This window comes from Microbacterium sp. SLBN-146, assembly GCF_006715145.1.
In the GTDB taxonomy this organism is placed as follows: Bacteria; Actinomycetota; Actinomycetes; order Actinomycetales; family Microbacteriaceae; genus Microbacterium.
In genome coordinates this window covers 1,371,002-1,386,130 of the sequence record NZ_VFMR01000001.1, presented here as the reverse complement: position 1 = coordinate 1,386,130, position 15,129 = coordinate 1,371,002, and the positions used below count along the sequence as shown (strand labels likewise).

General features: G+C 67.7%; 16 protein-coding genes. 6 read left to right on the top strand and 10 right to left on the bottom strand.

All coding sequences use genetic code 11. The features are described from left to right. The first annotated feature begins 147 nt into the window (after window positions 1-147). Window positions 148-888 (top strand): response regulator transcription factor, encoded by a 741-nt coding sequence (locus tag FBY39_RS05920; protein WP_260838056.1) that lies wholly within the window; start codon window positions 148-150, stop codon window positions 886-888. Next, window positions 875-2,062, top strand: coding sequence for a sensor histidine kinase KdpD (locus FBY39_RS05915; protein WP_141931011.1), 1,188 nt, complete (start codon window positions 875-877; stop codon window positions 2,060-2,062). The genes FBY39_RS05920 and FBY39_RS05915 overlap by 14 nt, the downstream gene beginning before the upstream one ends. Here FBY39_RS05915 and FBY39_RS05910 read toward each other — a convergent pair. Beyond that, the gene (locus FBY39_RS05910; protein ID WP_141931009.1) at window positions 2,017-2,757 is read right to left on the bottom strand and encodes a cytochrome c biogenesis CcdA family protein; all 741 of its coding nucleotides are present in this window, start codon (window positions 2,755-2,757) and stop codon (window positions 2,017-2,019) included. The two genes, FBY39_RS05915 and FBY39_RS05910, sit on opposite strands and share 46 nt — an antisense overlap. Window positions 2,758-2,795: 38 nt before the next feature. Continuing rightward, window positions 2,796-3,320: a thioredoxin family protein gene (locus tag FBY39_RS05905; RefSeq protein WP_141931007.1), complete on the bottom strand. Its 525-nt coding sequence runs from the start codon at window positions 3,318-3,320 to the stop codon at window positions 2,796-2,798. 207 nt (window positions 3,321-3,527) lie between these two features. On the opposite strand from FBY39_RS05905, the gene FBY39_RS05900 reads away from it, so the two are divergent. Further along, window positions 3,528-4,616 (top strand): YihY/virulence factor BrkB family protein, encoded by a 1,089-nt coding sequence (locus tag FBY39_RS05900; protein WP_141931005.1) that lies wholly within the window; start codon window positions 3,528-3,530, stop codon window positions 4,614-4,616. Here FBY39_RS05900 and FBY39_RS05895 read toward each other — a convergent pair. After that, on the bottom strand, window positions 4,613-5,956 hold the full coding sequence (locus tag FBY39_RS05895; RefSeq protein ID WP_260838055.1) for a DUF2254 domain-containing protein: 1,344 nt from the start codon (window positions 5,954-5,956) through the stop codon (window positions 4,613-4,615). The genes FBY39_RS05900 and FBY39_RS05895 overlap by 4 nt on opposite strands. Before the next feature lie 332 nt (window positions 5,957-6,288). On the opposite strand from FBY39_RS05895, the gene FBY39_RS05890 reads away from it, so the two are divergent. The 3 genes from FBY39_RS05890 (at window position 6,289) to FBY39_RS05885 (ending at window position 8,902) form a co-directional block, all read left to right on the top strand. Continuing rightward, window positions 6,289-6,702 carry a pyridoxamine 5'-phosphate oxidase family protein gene (locus FBY39_RS05890; protein ID WP_141931002.1) on the top strand — a complete coding sequence of 138 codons (414 nt, stop codon included), beginning with the start codon at window positions 6,289-6,291 and terminating at the stop codon, window positions 6,700-6,702. Between the two features lie 65 nt (window positions 6,703-6,767). Beyond that, the gene (locus FBY39_RS16380; RefSeq protein WP_160132973.1) at window positions 6,768-8,093 is read left to right on the top strand and encodes a hypothetical protein; all 1,326 of its coding nucleotides are present in this window, start codon (window positions 6,768-6,770) and stop codon (window positions 8,091-8,093) included. Next, window positions 8,090-8,902, top strand: a complete 813-nt coding sequence (locus FBY39_RS05885) for an alpha/beta hydrolase (protein WP_160132971.1) — start codon at window positions 8,090-8,092, stop codon at window positions 8,900-8,902. Before FBY39_RS16380 ends, FBY39_RS05885 begins: the two co-directional genes overlap by 4 nt. A 108-nt stretch (window positions 8,903-9,010) precedes the next feature. On the opposite strand, the gene FBY39_RS05880 is transcribed toward FBY39_RS05885, so the two are convergent. From FBY39_RS05880 to FBY39_RS05850, 7 genes are read right to left on the bottom strand one after another with little or no spacing between them, the layout of a single operon-like run. Continuing rightward, window positions 9,011-10,009: a LacI family DNA-binding transcriptional regulator gene (locus FBY39_RS05880; protein ID WP_141930998.1), complete on the bottom strand. Its 999-nt coding sequence runs from the start codon at window positions 10,007-10,009 to the stop codon at window positions 9,011-9,013. Window positions 10,010-10,021: 12 nt separating this feature from the next. Then, on the bottom strand, window positions 10,022-10,684 hold the full coding sequence (locus FBY39_RS05875) for an SDR family NAD(P)-dependent oxidoreductase (protein ID WP_160132969.1): 663 nt from the start codon (window positions 10,682-10,684) through the stop codon (window positions 10,022-10,024). After that, window positions 10,681-11,463 carry an HpcH/HpaI aldolase/citrate lyase family protein gene (locus FBY39_RS05870; protein WP_160132967.1) on the bottom strand — a complete coding sequence of 261 codons (783 nt, stop codon included), beginning with the start codon at window positions 11,461-11,463 and terminating at the stop codon, window positions 10,681-10,683. Before FBY39_RS05870 ends, FBY39_RS05875 begins: the two co-directional genes overlap by 4 nt. After that, window positions 11,460-12,545: an ABC transporter substrate-binding protein gene (locus tag FBY39_RS05865; protein ID WP_141930993.1), complete on the bottom strand. Its 1,086-nt coding sequence runs from the start codon at window positions 12,543-12,545 to the stop codon at window positions 11,460-11,462. Before FBY39_RS05865 ends, FBY39_RS05870 begins: the two co-directional genes overlap by 4 nt. Then, entirely contained in the window at window positions 12,542-13,384 is an 843-nt protein-coding gene (locus tag FBY39_RS05860; protein ID WP_141930991.1) for an ABC transporter permease, read from the bottom strand. Before FBY39_RS05860 ends, FBY39_RS05865 begins: the two co-directional genes overlap by 4 nt. Further along, window positions 13,381-14,175 (bottom strand): ABC transporter ATP-binding protein, encoded by a 795-nt coding sequence (locus FBY39_RS05855; protein WP_141930989.1) that lies wholly within the window; start codon window positions 14,173-14,175, stop codon window positions 13,381-13,383. The genes FBY39_RS05860 and FBY39_RS05855 overlap by 4 nt, the downstream gene beginning before the upstream one ends. Next, entirely contained in the window at window positions 14,175-15,110 is a 936-nt protein-coding gene (locus FBY39_RS05850) for a polysaccharide deacetylase family protein (RefSeq protein WP_141930987.1), read from the bottom strand. Before FBY39_RS05850 ends, FBY39_RS05855 begins: the two co-directional genes overlap by 1 nt. Window positions 15,111-15,129: the final 19 nt, after the last annotated feature.

Sequence of the window (15,129 nt, the reverse complement as noted above, 5' to 3'; positions counted from 1 at the left end):
CGAACGGATGCGGTGGGGGGCGCTCCGGCATCCCGTTCCCTGCACACCGTAGTGATACCGGTAACAGAGCACAAGGTCTTACGAAACCGGAACGGATGTCGCGAGGTCGCGACCGCGAGCGTCCACCGCGCGTACCCTGAGTGCGTGATCCCGGAACCGGCACGAGCGATCGCCAATGCCGACCTGGTCGATCGCCGGGTCCTCGTCGTGGATGACGACGTCACGGTCGCCGAGGTGGCTGCGCAGTATCTGCGCGCGGCGGGGTTCGTCGTCGATCACGCCGCGGACGGATTCGCAGCGATCGACGCGGCAGTGCGCATCTCGCCCGACCTGATCGTCCTCGATCGCATGCTCCCCGGCATCGACGGCGTCGAGGTGTCGCGGCGCATCCGGCGGACGAGCGCCACGCCGATCATCCTGTTGACGGCGCTCGGAAGCGAGGAGGACCGCATCCGCGGTCTCGAAGCCGGCGCCGACGACTACCTCACCAAGCCCTTCTCGCCGCGAGAGCTGGTCCTGCGGGTGCAGTCCGTGCTGCGAAGATCGCTCACGCCGTTCGCACCTGAATCCGCGGTCGAGCGCGGCCCGTTCCGCATCGACTCCGCCGCCCGCATCGCGCACCTCCACGGGCGCGCGCTCGCACTCACCGTCCGGGAGTTCGACCTCCTCGCGTTCCTCGTGAAGCATCCGAATCAGGCGTTCAGCCGCGAAGAGCTGCTGTCCGCCGTCTGGGGGTGGACGCACGGAGATCTGTCGACGGTGACCGTGCATGTCCGGCGCCTCCGCGAGAAGATCGAGCCCGACCTGTCCCACCCCGTCATGCTCATGACCGTGTGGGGCGTCGGCTACCGCCTCGATATCTCCGAGGACACCGATGAGCTGGCCTGAACTCCTGCAGGTCGCGGGGCTGTCGCTCGCGATCACCGCGGCCGTCGGCGGAGCATCCGTTCTCGTCCTCCTTGCACTGCGGCGCTCCTCGCTGATCGTCCAGGTGTGCGTCCTGGTCTTCGCCTCGCTCCTCTCGGTCGTGCTGAGCATGGTCGCGGCATCCTGGATGATGTACCTCTCGGCCCACGACCTCACCGTCGCGGTCAACGTCGCCGCGATATCAGGGACCGCCTCGCTCGCTCTCGTGGCAGGGCTCGGCGCCGTCGTCGTACGCAATACCCGCAGCCTGTCTCGCGCGGCGCGCCGCATCGGTGCGGGGGAACGGCTCGACGCCGTGGGACGTCAGTCGAGTGCCGAGTTCGACGCACTTGCCAGAGAGCTCTTAGCGACGAGCACGAGGCTCGCGGAGTCCCGCGATCGGGAGCAGCGCATGGACGAGTCCCGGCGCGAACTCGTCGCGTGGATCGCGCACGATCTGCGGACGCCGCTCGCGGGGATCATGTCGATGGCCGAGGCACTGGAGGACGACCTCGCAAGCGATCCAAGCCGATATCACCGACAGATGCGCGAGCAGGTCGCACGTTTGTCCGCACTGGTGGACGACCTCTTCGAACTCTCCAAGATCGACTCGGGCGCTCTCCGACTGTCCCTGCAGGAGATCACGCTCTACGACGTCATCTCCGACGCCGTCGCGGATCTCCGAGCCGTCTCGGACGGGCGCGAGATCCGCATCGACCCGGCAGACGACGACCTCACGGTGCTCGCCGACCCGCGGCAGCTTTCCCGCGCCGTGTCGAACCTGCTCGTCAACGCCGTGCAGCACACACCCCAGGGAGCGCCGATCACCGTCGCGACGTCGCGCGTGCCGGACGGGGCATGCATCGCGATCGTGGATGCCGGAGAGGGCATCCACGAAGAGGATCTCGACCGCATCTTCGATCCCGGCTGGCGGGGAGCGGCGGCGCGGACTCCGCAGATCCCGGCGACCGCGGCTGACTCGCTGCGCTCGAGCGGCGCCGGCCTCGGGCTCGCGATCGTCCGCGGGATCGCCGTGGCGCACGGGGGCTCGGTCACGGCGCAGAACGTTCCCGGAGGCTGCCGGTTCGAACTGACGGTGCCCATCGCGGATCAGCCCGCGCCGAGGATCTCCTCGAGCCGGGCGATCGGGTCGTAGAGGCCCGCGTCGAGGATCCAGGTCTGCAGCTGCTTGTCGAACCCCGTGACGACCATGATCCCGACGAGGACGAAGACGACGCCGATCACCCGTCGGAACCAGCCGTTCGGGTTCGACATCCAGCCGAGCCACGCGACGAGCCTGCGTCCGAGGAGGGCGATGAGGAGGAGCATCCCGGCCAGCCCGAGGGCATAGGCCACGATGTTCAGAACACCCTCGGCGAACGAGACCGGCAGGATCGTGGCGATGATGAGCGCATACGTCGGACTGCAGCTCGAGAACACGGGACCCAGCGCGGCACCGGTGAGGATGTCACCCCCGACGCTCTGCCGCGACATCGACCGATTGAGCATGTCGCCGCTGCGGGACTGCAGACGAAGCGCCGACGACAGGCGGTCCCACAGCGTCGGGAAGACGAGGTCGACACCGAGCACGATGAGGATCCCGCCCGAGATGACCTGCCACACCTGAGGCGGCACGCCGAGCAACGCGGTGGACGCTTTGAGGAGGAGGGTGAACAGCACGACGCTCACCGCGAGAGAGCCCGCGATGACGAACGGCCGCCAGCGCGCGCGACGCTCGTCGCCTCCGCCGGCGATCGTGCCACCCACGACGACCGGCAGAAGCGGCAGGACGCACGGCGCCGCGACCGTCAGGATGCCGGCAGCCACACTCAGGCCCAGCGTCGCCCACACGGCTCAGCCCTCCGGGGTCTTGTGCGGTCGAGACAGTGTCACGGGATCGCCGCGACGAGCGAGGCGATCGACGGATCGTCGTAGAGGACGCTGCTCGAGATCGCTTCTCCGGCATCATCGACGAAGACGACGGTCGTCTGCAGCGTGACGCCGTACTTCTGGCGCAGGTCGGTTCGCGAGTCGTAGTCGACCTTGAAGACGGTGAGTCCGTCGGGCGCACCCTCGGCGACGAGTTCCTCGTCGAGCTGCCGGCAGTTGGGGCACCATGACGCGTGGAAGAACAGCGCCTTCGGTCCCGCCGTCTGCTCGATGATGCCGTCGGTGTAGTCGACGTAAGCACCGTCGGCGACAGGTGCTTGCATCTCGGGGGTCGCTTCGGCCATCTCGTCGGACTCTTCCATCATGGAGGCGCTCGCGCTGGGCGAGGAGCTCGGGGCGTCCGCCGTGGCATCCGTCATCGGCCCTGCGCACGCTGTCAGTGCGAGCATCCCGAGGAGGACCACCGCAGTCCCGGTGTATCGCGCGCGCATCTTGTATCCCCTCGTCAGGGCCGAATCGGCCAACTGACACCACGGTAGCCAGCCCGCCTCGCGTCGACAGCCCCCGGGGATTACGAACCGCGAACGGATCCCGCGAGATAACGTCGACTACGAACGCCGAGAAGACCCGAACCGTCGCCTTTCGCGGCTCAAGCCAGCAGTTTGGGTCTTCTCGGGCAGAGTGGCTCGGGCACAGGGGCGGGATGCGACGCGCGGAGGGCGAGGGGTGAGATGGATGCCACGGAGGAGGCCAAGGCGACTCGTCCGACGCAGATTCGGCCGCAGACGTGGTCCTATGTCGTGCGCCGGACGATACAAGAGTTCATCTCCGACCACTGCGCGGATGCCGCCGCCGGTCTCACCTTCTTCGCCGTGCTCTCTTTCTTCCCCGCCGGCCTCGCTATCGTCGCCGTGGTCGGCATCGTCGGCGACAGCGAGCGGGTGCTCGAACGACTCCTCTCCCTCGTCGACCAGGTGGCACCCACCCCCGTGGTCGAGACGATCCGGGGTCCGCTCACCGAGATCGCGGGAGCCTCGGGGGCGGGGCTCACTCTCATCGTCGCCATCGCGACGGCCGTGTGGTCGGCGTCGCTCTACGTCGGAGCGTTCGGCCGCGCGCTCAACCGCATCTACGGCATCACCGAGGGACGACCCTATTGGAAGCGAAAGCCTGCGCAGCTCGCGCTGACGATCCTGCTCATCGTGCTGGCGACGATCGTCGTGGGTGTCGTGGCGCTCTCCGGCCCCGTCGCCCGGGGAATCGGAGACCTGTTCGACATCGGCGAGACGGCGCTCCTCGTGTGGGACGTCGCCAAGTGGCCGCTCCTCGCAGCGGCTGTCATCGCGATGACGGCGGTGCTCTACAAGGGCACCTCCAACCTGCAGCAGCCCCGGTTCCGGTGGCTCGGCCTCGGTGCCATCCTGGCGATCGTGCTCCTCGGCGTGGCATCCGCCGGATTCGCGTTCTATGTCTCAGCTTTCGCCAGCTACAACCGCACCTTCGGCGCACTCGCGGGCGTCGTGATCTTCTTGCTCTGGCTCTTCCTGGTGAACCTCGCGCTCCTCTTCGGCGCCGAGTTCAACGCCGAACTGGAACGCGGCCGACAGCTCCAGGCCGGGATCCGCGCCGAGAAGCACCTGCAGCTGCCCCCGCGGGACACGACCGCGAGCGAGAGAGTCGCGCGCTCGACGCGGGTCACGGAAGAACGCGGCGCCCTCCTGAGACGCGGCGAAGACCTTCCCCCGCGAGACGACACGATGTTCGCGAAGGCGGTGCAGCTCCTCCGCGACCTGTGGCAGCGGATGACACGGCGCGACTAGTCGATGGTCACGCTTCCCCGGTCATGCCGTACGCGCGTGATCATGGCGAGGAGCTGGCTCGTGGAGGCGGGATCCTCGTCCCGGACGCGCAGCTGGTCCGCCAACGCATCGAGCTGACCCATCAGCGCTGTCGTCACACCCGGATCGTCCGAGAGGTGAAAGAGCTCGTCGACTGCCTGAACGAAACGCGTCACGACAGCAGGGTGGTCGGTGCAGTAGTGGCGCAGGGGCGAGAGCGCCGCATCGACATGATCAGCCGCGCTCGGCGAGAGCGTCAGGATGCAGAGGCGACCTTCCCGGTCGGCGAGCGCGGCCGGGAGAGGTGGCATCGCGATCATCCGCGCTGTCACGGCGGTGAGGTGCCCCAACGCATTCACGGCCGTCGTCGGGTCGTTGACGCCCGCCGAGAGGGCGCGGAGTCCGATGTCGAGGATCTGCTGAACGCCGTGCCCGATGTCTTCGGCCGACGTGCGTTCGTAGCCGATGGCATAGGCGTCGCGGATGCCTCCGTCGAGGCTGTCGACATCGTCGACCGGCCGCGCCGGATCAATGCTCCACCAGAGCGCCAGAGGGGTCCCCGCGACGACGTTCTCGCCGACGCGCTTGTGTTCCTGGATCACGATCGCGTTCTCGACCGCGAGGCGCATGAGTCGCGGGTGATCGTGTGCCGTGACGAAGCCGCTCGACGTGGCGCGGACGATGTGCCGGTCAGCGGGGATATCGACGGGACCCGTGAAGGCCGGCGCCGACGCGTTCCTCTCGCCCAGCCGGTCGATAGATCTGTCCGTTTCGGCGTGGATGTCTTTCAGCATCGTCTCGACTCGCAGCTGAGCGGCGAGGTGGGCGAGGAAGAAGACGAGCATGATGACGCTCAGGAGGGTGAGACCGAACGCGACCGTCACGGCGACGCGCGGAATGAACTCGGGAATGTCCTCCGTGGACGATCGCACCGACCTGAGCACGGTGATCGAGTAGGCGAACGTGCCGAGGAAGACGGCGAGCGTCCAGTGCACCTGTCGGTCGCGGGCGAAGAGGCGCAGGACGCGCGGTGAGGCCTGGCTGCTCGCAAGCTGCAGCGCGACGACGGTCAGCGAGAAGGTCAGCGACGTCGCGGTGATGAGGGACCCCGCGATCGAGGAGAGCACCGAGCGCGCGGTGTCAGCGCCACCGTTGAAGACGATCGAGTCGACGGCGGTCGGCAGACTCGCGTCGATGAGGAGGTCGATCCGCGGAAGTGCGATGCCGAGGATCACCGCGGCGACCACCGCCACGACCGGCACGGGCCACAGTCGGGAGTCGACCGACTCCACCACCGCAGCCCACCATCCGTTCCGCCGCATCCTTCTCACCGACTCAGGTAAGCCGCTCCGGGGCGCCCCGCTCGCCCGACACGCCGCCACACTCCGTCGCCATACTCCGTCGCCCGACTCCGTCGCCCGTCCTTCACCCGATCCCAGCCCGCCCCCCTTCCGCCGAGAAGACCCGAACTGCGCACTTTCGGGCTCCGGGCCAACAGTTCGCGTCTTCTCGGGGATCGGCCTCGGCGGTACGCGGAGGCCGGCCCCACCTCCCGAGAAGACCCGGACTGCTCGTTTTCGAGGCGCAAGCGAGCAGTTCGGGTCTTCTCGGCGGAGGGGGGAGGGGAACACGGGGGTGAAAGTAGAGTGGGCGGATGGCCGCGAGCATCCCGACATTCAGTGCGTCCGACATCGCGTTGCTGTCGCGGCCGTTGTACGCGATCTTCACCGCCATGTCTTCGGGAGATCGCGTGCCCGCACCCCGGCCGGTGTGGTTCGCGCTGGGTGAGGATGCCACGATCGAGATGTTCTCCGTCGCCGGAACGACGCGGCTGCGCAGGCTCGCTGTCGACCCGCGCGCATCGCTCCTCGTGACCGCTCCCGTCGGCGAGATGGAGCAGTGGGTGGCAGCGGAGGGCGTCGTGACCCTGCACGACGACGGCGCCCAGGAACTCGCGACGCGGCTGTCGAAGCGCTACTGGCATCCGGATGTCATCGAGGACTGGAGCGACACGGAGCTCGTCCGCATGATCTTCACCCCTGACCGGATCCGCCGCTTCGGGCCATAATGGGCCTCATCAGGGCCGGGCGAGAGTCCGGCGTGGTCTGACGCGACCGAACGGGGCATCACGAGATGGCTGACACCGCAGACCCGACAGCACTTCTCCAGGCGAAGATCGAAGAGCTCGAAGCGGAGAACGCCCGGCTCCTCGAGACGACGCGACGACCGCCCTCACGCGGACGATGGCGAGCGGTGCTTTCCGCCCTCGTCATCGTGATCGCCGCGATCCTCGTGCCCGTCTCGATCGCAGCGGCGTGGGCGCGCGTGCAGTTGGTCGAAGAGGATGCCTTCGTCCAGACGCTCGCGCCGCTCGTCGACGACCCCGCGGTGCAGGGTCTTGTGATCGATGAGGCCATGGACGGCATCCGTGCGCAAGTCGACTTCGACGCCCTGACAGCCGAAGCGATCGACGGGATCTCCGAGCTCGGCCTCGGCCCGCGAGCCTCCGCCGCCCTTCGACTCCTCGAAGCTCCCATCGCAAGCGGTCTCGACGGCCTCGTCGAGCGGACCGTCACCACCGTCGTGGAGTCCGACGCGTTCTCGGACGTCTGGGCGACGGCCGTCCGCGGGGCTCACCGCGCGCTCACCCTGGCGTCGACCTCCGACGGGGGCGGCATCGTCGTCCTGACGGCGGACGGCGCGGGCATCAGCCTCGGTCCGATCGTCGACGAGGTCAAGCAGCGCCTCGTCGACCAGGGCGTCGGGGTCGCCGAGCTCATCCCGGCCGTGGACCGGGTCGTCATCATCGGATCCGGCGAGACCCTCACGACGATCCGCACGTCGTACGCCCTCGCATCCGCCGTCGGCTGGTGGCTGCCCGTCCTCACGCTGGGGCTCTTCGCGCTCGGAATCGCGCTCGCACGGCGACGGAGCACCGCCGTCCTCGGGACCGGGGCGGGGTTCGCGATCGGCGGAGCGACGCTGGCGGTGACCCTTTCGGTGGGAGCTGCCGCGATGACGATGGTCGCGGGCAACCTCGATCTGTCTCCTTCGGCCCTCGACGTGATCTACCGCCAGCTCGTGGGCGACATGGCGCAGACGGCGTGGGTCATCGCGCTCCTGGGTGTCGTGATCGCCCTCACGGGCTGGCTCATGGGTCGCTCCCGTGCCGCGATGCGCACGCGCGCGACCGTCGAGTCGCTCAACGACTCGGCACGTGGCCAGCTCGCCGAGCGCGGTCTCGACACCGGCGGATTCGGTCGATGGCTCGGTCGCAATCGCATCCTGGTGCGCGTTCTGATCGCGGTCCTCGCGGTGCTGTGGCTCTTCGCCCTCCGCCCCCTCGGGTTCGGAGATGTCGTGCTCGTCGTCATCACGAGCCTCATCGCGGGCTTCGTGCTCGAGTTCCTACAGGTGCGCTCCGACGACGCGCCGACACCGGTAGAGTCCGGTCAATGACGCAAGACCCGGACGCGATCGTTCCCGAACCCGCTCACGAACCCGAACCGCGTCGCCGGCGCTCCCGCGCCCGCCGCGTCATCCGGATCGCCGGTTTCAGCATCCTGGGTCTGATCGCCGCCGCGATCGTGACGTTCCTCGTCTGGACGAACATCACCTACCCCGCAGCCCCCGACGGACTCGCCGCGGCAGAGACGGACGACCGCATCTCCCTCGGCGGCGACGACAACCTCGTCGTCATGTCCCCCGCCGGCGGCGAGTCGGAACAGGGCTTGGTGTTCCTCGCCGGCGCGAAGGTGGAGCCGAAAGCCTATGTCTCGACGTTCCGCGATCTGGCCGCGGCGGGCGTCACCGTCGTCATCGTCCGCCCGATCCTCAACCTCGCGATCATCGAGTGGCGGGACCTGTCCGAGTTCACCGCGGCCGCGCCGGAGGTCGAGGCGTGGGCCGTCGGAGGGCACAGCGCGGGCGGAGTGAAGGCCTGCTCGTATGCGGAGGATGCCGCGGTGACGGCCCTCGTCCTCTTCGCCTCGTACTGCGCGTTCGGGGATCTGAGCGGGCGCGACGACCTGTCAGCACTTTCGATCACGGGAACGCGGGACGGCGTGCTCTCGCTCGATTCCTTCGAGGATGCGCGGAGCCTCATGCCCCCGGACACGATCTACGTCGAACTCGACGGCGTCAATCACGCGCAGTTCGGCGACTACGGCGATCAGCCCGGCGACTCCCCCAGCACGATCTCGAACGACGAGGCCCACGCCCTGATCTCGGACGCCCTCATCGAGTTCTTCGCCGCGCAGGAAGACTGACCCCGCGGTTCTGAGGAGATCCGCAGACCTGAGGATGCTCGGGCGCCAGGCGCCCTCAGAATCGCCGATCTCCTCAGCATCGCCGGGCGCCCTCCGTGATGCGACCTGTCAGCGCGCGGGACTCAGACTGCTGGACTCGCGGACGACGAGCTTCGTCTCGACGAAGACGCTCTCGGTGGTCTTCGTGTCGATCAGGGAACGCATGCTCTGGAACGCGGTCCGGCCCATCGCCGACAGGTCCGCGCGCACCGAGCTCAAGGGGACAGGTAGCTGCGCGCTGATGGGGATGTCGTTGTAGCCGACGACGGCGATGTCGCGGCCGGGGACGATTCCCGCGCGATGCAGCGTCGACATCGCACCGATAGCGGCGAAGTCGTTCACGACGAACACCGCGTCAGGGACGCCCGCTTCGATGACGCGTTCCATCGCCCGTCGTCCGCTGTCGAGGTCGAACCCCGCCGGAAGCACCTCCACGTGACGACCGTCGCCCCGGCCCAGGAAGGCGTCGGAGAATCCGGCGACACGATCGCGTGACGTGCTCGCGTAGTCAGGGCCGGCGATGACACGGGCCGACTTCGCGCCGACATCGGCGATGTGGTGACCGGCTTGTGCGCCGCCGCCGTAGTCGTCGCCGGTCACGAAGGGGAGGTCGGCGGTGCGGCGGCTGATGAGGAGCACCGGCGGGCCCGACCTCGCGAAGTCCTCGACCTCGTCATCGTTCAAGCGGGAATCCCCGATGACGATTCCGTCGACGCGCTGGGAGACGAAGCGTGCGAGGGCCGCAGCGCGACGATCCGCGGCATCCCATGTGCTGGCCACGAGAACGAGATATCCGTTTCGCGCCGCTTCCTCCTCGAAGGCCTCGAAGACCGTCGCGAGGACGATGTCGGTGATCCGCGGAACCAGCATGCCGATGAGATTGGTCCGCCCGCTGCGGAGGCTCGCCGCCCATCGGTCGGCGCTGTAGCCCAGCGCGTCGGCGTGCGCCCGTACGCGGACGATCGTGTCGGGTCGGACTCGCTCCGAATCGCCACGCAGGATGCGCGAGACCGTGGATACATGAACGCCGCTCGCCAGAGCGACGTCACGCAGAGTGGCTCTCTTCATCGTGTCCCGATCTCAATTGAGGTGGCTGCCACCGTTCACATCGAAAGTCGTCCCCGTCACCGAGGCACACGCATCCGACAGGAGGAACAGCACCATCTCCGCGATCTCCTGCGGCTCGGCCACTCGTGGCAACGGCATCTTGGCGAGGATACCGGCCCGTTGCGCGTCGTCGAGGCGGTCGTGGATGCGTGTCCGGACGGGACCCGGCGCGATGCCGTTCGCGCGGACGTTCCGCGTACCCCACTGGACGGCGATATGGCGCATGAGCCCCAGAACGCCGGCCTTCGCCGATGCATATGCCGCGCCCGACATGGTCGTGCCGCCGTCGCGCGCGTTGAGGCTGCTCATGAGGACGACCGCACCACCGCCCGCGTCCGCCATCCGCGGCACGACCTCGCTCATCACGACGAACGCGCTCGTGAGGTTGGCCCGGATGACCCGGTCCCATTCGTCGAGTCCGATCTCGTCGATGCCGCCCTTGCCCACGACTCCCGCGATGTGTGCCACGCGGGTCGGCACGGGGCCGCTGTCGAGGAACGCTCGGACGGCGGCGGGATCGGCAGCATCCACACCGCTCTCCAGATCGAGGCTGATGACGTGCTCGCCGCGGTCTCGGGCCTGCTCCACGATCGCCGCTCCGATGCCATTGGCACCGCCGGTCACAAGAAGTGTCACACGCTCTCCCCGCGGATCTCGGAGATGCCCCGCTGATAGACGTCGCTCAGGATCATCTCGGGCTGCGAGTACGCCACGAAGCGCACTCCACGGTCCATCCACTCTTTCGCTTCCGCGGGCGAGTAGGCCAGAACACCCGGCACGACTCCCGCCTCGAGCGCCTTCTCGACGACGAGTTCGGATGCCGCGACGACCTCCGGATGCCACGGGGCGTAGCCGAATCCCATGTCGAGGGACAGATCGGCGCGGCCGAGCATGACGACGTCGATACCAGAGCTGAGGATGTCGTCGAGAGCCTCCATCCCACGTCGGGTCTCGACGAGAGCGATCGTCACGACGTTCGCCGACGCCCACTCGAGGTAGCGGCCGAAATCCCGGCGCGCAGTCCCGTGACCTGCCGCACGAGAGGCGGAACATACCGTCCGGCGCCCGCGAGGCGGGTAGTAGGCCGCCTCGACAAGTGCCCGCGCGGCCTCGCCGGACTCGACCGTCGGCATGACGATTCCGCCCGCCCCTGTGTCGAGCGCCCACAGGATCTGCTTCGGGTCGGCGTTGCGCAGCCGCACGAGCGGCGTGAGTCCCACCGCCTGCGAGCCCCGCACCATGGCCAGCACCGTCTGCTCGTCCGCGCCGGCGTGCTCGGTATCGATAATGAGGAAGTCGTAGCCGCACTGGCCGAGGATCTCGCCGATGGCAGGCTCCTGGAGGAGGGTGAGGCTGCCGAGGGCGACCCCACCCCCTTCCAGCGCAGCGACGACCTTGTTGGTCGATCCGATCACGGGACGTCCAACCGCGTGACATCGCTGCAGGTGCGCTCGTTGTCGACTTCGCCGACGATCTCGAGTGCGGATGCCACGACAGACTCGTCGTACCACTTGTCGACGGCCGGGAGCGACTCGACGATGCCGTTCTCGACGAGCCAGGCGCCGTCTTCGTTCATGGCGGTCTCGGTGTCGACCTCGCCGTTCGGGTTCATGTAGGGCCACTGGTCGGTGCCGTACAGCGCGTCGACGGTCTCGACCGGGACGCTCGTGCTCTCGGCGATGATCTGCACGACCTCGTCACGGTTGGCGGGGTCCATGTAGTAACGCACTCCTTCGAGCCACGCCACCATCCACCGCGTCGCGACGTCGCCGCGCTCCTCGATGAACTTCGTCGACATCGTGATGAGTCCCTGCTGCTCGTCGGGCACGATCTCGTACGTGGCGAGCAGTCGCTTGGCGGTGCCGTCGGCCAGGACGCCGTAGCCGATCGGCTGGGCCAGGAACCCGGCGTCGACAGCACCCGTCTTGAGCGCGTTCGCGATGTCGGGGTATCCGAGCGTCGTGAGCGCACCGAGGTCGTCGATCGTGAGGCCTTCCTCGGCGAGCGCGCGACTCAGCCAGTACTCCGTCGAAGAACCGCGGGCGAGGATTGCGACGTTCTTGCCCGCCAGCTCGGCGACGGAGTCGATGCCCGCGTCGTACTGCTCGGTCCGGACGACGAGAAGGCTGTCCGCCGTGCAGGTGTACTGGTTGCGGTCGGCGACGGCGACGAGGTTGAGGTTCTGGTTGATCGCGTTGAAGAACGCACCACCGAGACCGGGGATGTTGACGTCGACGTTGCCCTGGCTCTGTACCGCCATCTGCGCGTAGATGTCGGCGTCGGTGTAGGAGTTCTCGATGCCCTGCTCTTCGAAGAACCCCTTCTCCTCCGCGATGAACAGCGGTCCCATACCGACGATGTTGAGCGAGTTGACCGCGACCTGGTCCGGCTCGCCGGAGCCGCTCGCGGCGGGCTCCGATGATCCGCTGCTGCAGGCGGCGGTGCCGAAGAGCAGGCCCGTCGCGACGACGAGGGCCAGTGACTTCCTGAGTTTCATGAGGTGCCTTCCGTCCAGTTGAAGTAGCGACGCTGAATCCGCAGCGTCACGGTGGTGAGGGTGAAGCCCATTGCCGCGATCACGGCGAGCGTCGCGTACATGTTGGTGATCTGGTACACCTGCCAGTACTGCCACGTGAGAGAGCCGATTCCGTCGGATCCGGCGAGGAATTCACCGGCGATGACGCCCAAGAGCGCCAGTCCGGCAGAGAGGCGGATGCCGGCGAAGATCGACGGCAGCGCACCGGGCAGGATGATCTTCCAGAGCAGCTGTCGCTGGGAGGCGCCCATGTTCCGTCCCATCTGGGACAGGCGCTTGTCGTTCTGCAGCACCCCGGCCATCGAGTTCACGGCTGTGGGGAAGAAGGAGATGATCCCCGCGAGGACCACGATCGGCGTGCTGCCCGTGCCGAAGATCACCAAGAGCAGGGGAAGCAGCGCGACGGCCGGGATCGGATACAGGATCGAGATGACGGGGTCGATCACGACGCGCGCCCAGGGGAGGAGTCCCATCGTGATGCCCACGATGACGGCGGGGATGACCCCCAGCGCGAAGCCGGACAGGACGCGCTGAACCGTGATCCAGATGTTCACGAGGAGGTCGCCCTCGACGAGGAGGTTGACGAGCGCTGCGAAGCAATCGAGCGGCGGCGGGAAGAACGTGCGATCGATGAGTCCGAGCATCGAGCCGATCTGCCACAGCGTCAGGATCACGACGACCGGTACGAGGCTGCCGAGGGGGCTGGCCATCGCGCGGAACGCCTTGCTCGGCCCCCGCTGGGCGCGCTTGTTCGGACCGTATTCGACGACGGTCGGCTGAGCGGTTTCGCTGAGTGTCATGACGTTGCCCCTTCCACTTCTGCCCACTCGGCAGCGCGCGTCGCGTCGCGAAGGCGCTCCCACAGGTGCTGCTTCAGCTCTGCGAAGACAGGCGTCTGCGCGATGTCGGCGGTCCGCGGACGGGCGAAGGGGACTTTCAGGTCTTCGACGACACGCGTTGGACGACCGCTGAGGACGAGGACGCGGTCCGCGAGAAGCAGAGCCTCCTCGATTCCGTGGGTGATGAAGATGACCGTCTTGCGGTGCTTCTCCCACACCGCCAGAAGCTCTTCCTGAAGCAGCGTCCGAGTCTGCGCGTCGACGGCAGCGAACGGCTCGTCCATGAGGAGCACTTCGGGATCGCTTGCGAGTGCGCGCGCGATCCCCGCACGCTGACGCATTCCCCCCGACAGCTGCTTCGGCCGAGCATCCGCGAAGGCACCGATCCCCATCGTCTCCAGATAGCTCTGCGCGGTCTTCTTGCGTTCGGGCTTCGGAACGCCGCGCACCTCGAGACCGAAGGCGACGTTGTCGATGATCGAACGCCAGGGGATGAGCGCATAGTCCTGCCAGACGATCGAGGTCATCTCGCCTGTCGCGGTGCGCGTACCCGAGAACCGGATCACTCCGGCATCCGGTGGGAGCAGACCGCCGAGCATCCCCAGCAGCGTCGACTTCCCGCATCCGCTGGGTCCGATGATGCAGACGAACTCACCCTGCTCGATGGAGGCACTCAGACCTCCGACCACGGGGAGCGGGTTGCCGGCAGAGTCGGTGTAGGACTTGCTGATCCCGTCGATTTCGACGCGCATCAGGAACCACCTCCAAGTGTGGGTGTGTCGCTGTAGTTGGCTGTGAACCAGTCGGCGATGTCGCCGCGGCGGGCGAACCAGACCGCTCCGGTGGAGTTGGCCCATTCGATGAGATCGGCAAGCGCTGAGGTGCGACCTGCCTGTCCGACGAGGCGGGCGTGCAGCCCGATCGACATCATCCGGGGGTGTGTCTCGCCCTCGTCGATGAGGTACTGGATGCCGCGTCGGCAGTTCTCGAAGAAGTCCCCGGGGTGGCTGTATCCCGGCGTGAACGCGAACCGGCCGTCGTTGTAGGTGTGGGTGTACGGCACGACCAGGTGCCGTTTCCCCTTGACCATCACCCAGTAGGGAATGTCGTCGTTGTACGCGTCGGAGTCATAGGAGAAGCCGCCGTGCTCGATGAGGAGCTCTCGGGTGTTGACGGACGGCGCGTAGCGCGAGTACCACCCTCTCGGAGCCTCCCCCGTCGTCTCCTCGATGATCTCGACGGCGCGGGCGATGTCGTCGCGCTCCTGCTCACGTGTCGAAGACGTCGGCTCGACCCATCGGAGCCCGTGACCGGACACCTCGTGCCCTGCCGGGATGATCTGCCGAGCGAGGGCAGGGTTGCGCTGCAGCGCCTGCGCTGCGGCGTAGAACGTGACGCGCGTCTCGGTGCGATCGAAGAGGCGCATGAGACGCCAGATGCCTGCACGACTCCCGTACTCGTAGACCGACTCCTGCGACAGATCGCGTGCCGTCTGATCTTCGGGCGTGTAGCTGATCTCACCGACCCACTCATTGCGCTCATCCCCGTCGAGGATGCTGCGCTCCGCCCCTTCCTCGTAGTTCATGCACAGGCTCACGGCGACGCGAGCACCGTTGGGCCACTCGATCTGCGGGGCGTGCTGACCGTATCCGATGAAGTCGCGGTCGGGTCCGCCGATGTGGGTCATTCGCTTCCTTCTTCCTCGT

Coding starts and splice junctions, on each gene's coding strand:
- FBY39_RS05880 (WP_141930998.1), bottom strand. CDS start 10,009: ATGAAGAGAGCCACTCTGCGTGACGTCGCTCTGGCGAGCGGCGTTCAT.
- FBY39_RS05860 (WP_141930991.1), bottom strand. CDS start 13,384: ATGACACTCAGCGAAACCGCTCAGCCGACCGTCGTCGAATACGGTCCG.
- FBY39_RS05885 (WP_160132971.1), top strand. CDS start 8,090: ATGACGCAAGACCCGGACGCGATCGTTCCCGAACCCGCTCACGAACCC.
- FBY39_RS05890 (WP_141931002.1), top strand. CDS start 6,289: ATGGCCGCGAGCATCCCGACATTCAGTGCGTCCGACATCGCGTTGCTG.
- FBY39_RS05850 (WP_141930987.1), bottom strand. CDS start 15,110: ATGACCCACATCGGCGGACCCGACCGCGACTTCATCGGATACGGTCAG.
- FBY39_RS05900 (WP_141931005.1), top strand. CDS start 3,528: ATGGATGCCACGGAGGAGGCCAAGGCGACTCGTCCGACGCAGATTCGG.
- FBY39_RS05895 (WP_260838055.1), bottom strand. CDS start 5,956: ATGCGGCGGAACGGATGGTGGGCTGCGGTGGTGGAGTCGGTCGACTCC.
- FBY39_RS05855 (WP_141930989.1), bottom strand. CDS start 14,175: ATGCGCGTCGAAATCGACGGGATCAGCAAGTCCTACACCGACTCTGCC.
- FBY39_RS05865 (WP_141930993.1), bottom strand. CDS start 12,545: ATGAAACTCAGGAAGTCACTGGCCCTCGTCGTCGCGACGGGCCTGCTC.
- FBY39_RS16380 (WP_160132973.1), top strand. CDS start 6,768: ATGGCTGACACCGCAGACCCGACAGCACTTCTCCAGGCGAAGATCGAA.
- FBY39_RS05915 (WP_141931011.1), top strand. CDS start 875: ATGAGCTGGCCTGAACTCCTGCAGGTCGCGGGGCTGTCGCTCGCGATC.